General features: G+C 60.1%; 2 protein-coding genes. Both read right to left on the minus strand.

The window, feature by feature from the left end; translation table 11 throughout:
- Positions 1-727 (minus strand): formate dehydrogenase subunit beta (gene fdxH, locus JWQ61_RS21960; protein ID WP_304362394.1); only part of this gene is annotated, 727 nt, incomplete at its 3' end.
- Positions 728-735: 8 nt separating this feature from the next.
- On the minus strand, positions 736-3,804 hold the full coding sequence (fdnG, locus tag JWQ61_RS21965; RefSeq protein ID WP_304362395.1) for a formate dehydrogenase-N subunit alpha: 3,069 nt from the start codon (positions 3,802-3,804) through the stop codon (positions 736-738).
- Positions 3,805-3,890 lie beyond the last annotated feature (86 nt).

The raw sequence follows: 3,890 nt of genomic DNA on the forward strand, positions 1-3,890 counted from the left end.
TGTCCGGCAGCCCGTGATACAGCGACGGCCGGTCGGCGTGGTGCAGCACATACATGACATGGGTGCCGCCCACGCCTGGCGGGTCGTACAGCCCGGCTTTGTCGAAACCGCGTTCCTTGAGGTCGACAATACGTTCTGCAGCGTGCTCCTTCATGTCTTCCTTGGTGCCGAAAACGATGGCGCCGGTAGGGCAGGTCTTGACGCAGGCCGGCTCCTGGCCCACGGCCACGCGGTCCGAGCACAGCGTGCATTTATAGGCCTTGTTGTCTTTCTTCGAGATGCGCGGCACGTCGAACGGGCAGCCGGTTACGCAATAGCCGCAGCCGATGCAGTTTTCTTCATGAAAATCGACAATGCCGTTGTTGTACTGGACGATTGCGCCAGGCGAAGGACAAGCCTTGAGGCAGCCGGGGTCTTCGCAGTGCATGCAGCCGTCCTTGCGGATCAGCCATTCGAGATTGCCATCCGGGTTTTCATATTCCGAGAAACGCATGACGGTCCAGGAATGCTCCGTCATGTCGGGCGGATTATCCAGTACGCCGACATTGACGCCGATCTCGTCGCGCAAGTCGTTCCACTCCATGCAGGCAGTCTGGCAGGCCTTGCAGCCTATGCATTTGGTGACGTCGATCAGCTTGGCTACAGTACCGGTCACCGGCTCGCGCACGCCGGGCGGCGGCGTGGTGGTGGCGGACACCCGTTTTATATCTAATGATTGCAGTGCCATGGCTTCTCCTATGCTTTCTCGACCTTGACCAGGAACGACTTGAATTCCGGTGTTTGCGAATTGCCGTCCCCCACGCCAGGCGTCAGCGTGTTGGCAAGGTAGCCCGGTTTCGCCACGCCCTTGAAACCCCAGTGGATAGGGATGCCGACGTGGTGCACAGGTTTACCTTCAATCATCATTTTCTTGATGCGTTTCGTCACCACCGCGACGGCGACGATATAACCGCGCTTGGAGCTGACCCTGACGCGCTCGCCGGCGACCACACCGACCTCCTTGGCCAGCTCTTCGCCGATTTCCACAAACTGCTCGGGCTGAAGGATGGCGTTGAGGCGCGCGTGTTTGGTCCAGTAATGGAAATGCTCGGTGAGCCGGTAGGTGGTGCCGACATGCGGGAAGGCATCGGCCTTGCCGAACATGGCGCGATCGTCAGGGAACACCCGCGCGCCCGGGTTGCTGGTCGCCGCCGGATTTTTGGGAAACAGCGGGTTATAGCCGACCGGCGTTTCGAACGGTTCGTAATGCACCGGGAACGGCCCTTCGGCCATGCCGGCGCGGGCAAAGAAACGGGCCACGCCTTCCGGGTTCATGATAAACGGTCCCATGCCGCCGGCGGGGGCTTCGTCCACCTTGAAATCTGGCACGTCGACGCCGCCCCATTTCTGGCCGTTCCAGCCGATCAGTTTGCGTTTCGCATCGAACGGTTTGCCGTTGATATCGCATGAGGCGCGGTTATACAGGATGCGCCGGTTGGCCGGCCACGCCCACGACCAGTTCAGGGTCTGGCCGATGCCGGTCGGATCGGAATTGTCGCGGCGCGCCATCTGGTTGCCGGCCTCGGTCCAGCAGCCGGCGAAAATCCAGCAGCCGCAGGCCGTGCTGCCATCGTCGCGCAGTTCGGCAAAACCCGCCACCTGTTCGTTTTTCTTGCGCACGATCTTGGTCGCATCCTTGGGGTCCGCCAGGTCGCTTAGTGCTCGGCCGTTGTATTCCTTGGCCAGCTCATCCGCGGTCGGGCTTTCCGGATTGGCGTAGGGCCAGGCCAGGTTGACGATAGGATCGGGATATTTGCCGCCGTCCTTGACATACATCTTGCGAATCTTCAGGAACAGCTCCGACATGATCTCCAGGTCGCTGCGCGCTTCGCCCGGAGGCTCCGCGCCTTTCCAGTGCCATTGCAGCCAGCGGCCGGAATTGACCAGCGAACCGTCTTCTTCGGCGAAGCAGGTGGTCGGCAGGCGGAACACTTCGGTCTGGATCTGGCCCGGGTCGACGTTGTTGAACTCGCCGTAGTTTTGCCAGAACTCGGAAGTCTCGGTGGCCAGCGGATCCATGATGACCAGGAACTTCAGCTTGGCCAGGCTGGCGCCGATCTTGCCCTTGTCCGGCGCCGCCGCCAGCGGATTGAAACCCTGGGCGATATAGCCGTTGACCTTGCCTTGTTTCATCAGCTCGAACACCTGCAGCATGTCGTACGGCTTGTCCAGCTTGGGCAGGTAATCAAAGGCCCAGTTGTTGGCGGCAGTGGCGGCGTCGCCCCACCATGATTTCATCAGGCTGACGTGGAATTTCCCGTAGTTCTGCCAGTAGCTAAGCTGGTTCGGGCGCAGCGGTTTGCTGGCGCGCGCGGCGATGTACTTGCCGTAGTCCTGTTCGGTTTCCGAGGGCAGCGTCATGTAGCCCGGCAGCAGGTTGGTCATCAGCCCCAGGTCGGTCAAGCCCTGGATGTTCGAGTGCCCGCGCAGCGCATTCATGCCGCCGCCGGCAATGCCGATATTCCCGAGCAGCAGCTGCACCATGGCGCCGGTGCGGATGATTTGCGAACCGATCGAATGCTGGGTCCAGCCGAGTGCGTACAAGACGGTGCCGGCGCGCGTCGGCGACGCGGTGGACGCCAGCATCTCGCATACCTTCAGGAATTTCTCCTTGGGTGTGCCGCAGACGCTTTCCACCATTTCCGGCGTATAGCGCTCGTAATGCTTTTTCATCAGGTTGAAGACGCAGCGCGGATGGGCCAGGGTCGGGTCGGTCTTGACAAAACCGTCGTCGCCGAGCTCATAGTCCCAGGTGGTCTTGCTGTAGTTGTGCTTCTCCGCGTTGTAGCCCGAGAAAATGCCGTCTTCGAAAGTAAAATCTTCGCGCACGATGAACGTGAAGTCGGTGTAGTTCTTGACGTACTCGTGCTGGATCTGGTCTTTTTCCAGCAGGTAGCGGATCACCCCGCCGAGGAAAATGATATCCGTGCCGGTGCGGATCGGCGCGTAGAAATCCGCCACCGAGGCCGAACGCGTAAAGCGCGGATCAACCACGATCAGCTTCGCCTTGTTATGCGCCTTGGCTTCTGTCACCCATTTAAAACCGCATGGATGGGCTTCGGCAGCATTGCCGCCCATGATAAGTATTACATCCGCATTCTTGATGTCGACCCAATGATTCGTCATCGCTCCACGGCCAAACGTCGGGGCAAGACCTGCCACCGTCGGACCGTGTCAGACACGCGCCTGGTTATCGAACGCCAGCAGCCCGAGGCTGCGCATGGTTTTATGCGTCAGGTAGCCAACTTCGTTGCTGCTGGCCGATGCCGCCAGCATGCCTGTAGTCAGCCAGCGGTTGACGGTCAGGCCCTGCGGCGTCTTTTCGACAAAATTGGCGTCGCGGTCCTGTTTCATCAGGGTTGCAATGCGGTTCAAGGCGTCATCCCATGACATCCGTTTCCATTCCTTGGAGCCGGGCGCCCGGTATTCGGGATATTGCAGGCGGTTGGGGCTGTGGATGAAATCGAGCAGCGCCGCGCCTTTGGGGCAGAGCGTGCCGCGGTTGACCGGATGGTCGGGATCGCCCTCGATGTGGATGATGCTGGCCTTGGCGTTTTTTGCGCCGTCGCCGAGGCTGTACATCAGGACGCCGCAGCTGACCGAGCAGTAGGGGCAAGTGTTGCGGGTTTCGGTAGTGCGCGCCAGTTTATAGCTGCGCACCTCCGCCAATGCCGGCGCCGGTGAAAATCCCATCAGCGCCAGGCTCGAACCTGCCAGGGTAGCGCCAGTCGTTTTAAGGAACTGGCGTCTTGACATGTGAACCATGGGTAGACCTCTCTTTGTGCATTAATGCCAAATCGCGTCGGAGCATGCGGTTTTATTATAGGATGGATTATTGTTTGCCAACAGAG

Source organism: Collimonas fungivorans (genome assembly GCF_028292705.1).
In the GTDB taxonomy this organism is placed as follows: Bacteria; Pseudomonadota; Gammaproteobacteria; order Burkholderiales; family Burkholderiaceae_D; genus Collimonas; species Collimonas fungivorans_B.